This is a genomic window from Amycolatopsis jejuensis (assembly GCF_000717335.1).
Lineage (GTDB): Bacteria > Actinomycetota > Actinomycetes > Mycobacteriales > Pseudonocardiaceae > Amycolatopsis > Amycolatopsis jejuensis.
The window spans coordinates 1-296 of record NZ_JNYZ01000118.1 but is presented as its reverse complement, the minus strand read 5'-3'; the positions used below and the strand labels follow the sequence as shown (position 1 = coordinate 296).

General features: G+C 66.9%; 1 protein-coding gene. It reads right to left on the bottom strand.

What is annotated here, in order from left to right; genetic code table 11:
• A partial coding sequence (locus OO71_RS46005; protein WP_033296447.1) for a histidinol dehydrogenase occupies positions 1–296 on the bottom strand: 296 nt, incomplete at both ends.

The window sequence follows — 296 nt, the reverse complement described above, 5'->3', positions numbered from 1 at the left end:
CGCAGGGCGTCCTCGCTGTAGTCCACGACGTGGATCCCCTTCAGGAAACTCTGCACCGACAACCCCGACGAGTGCCGCGCAAACCCACCCGTGGGCAGCACGTGGTTCGACCCCGCGCAATAATCCCCCAGCGACACCGGCGCAAACGCCCCCACGAAAATCGCCCCCGCGTTCCGCACCTTCGCCGCGACCTCCCGGGCGTTCGCGGTCTGGACCTCCAAATGCTCCGCCGCATACGCATCCACCACCCGCAGACCGTCCTCGATCGTCGAGACCAGGATGATCCCGGACTGCTG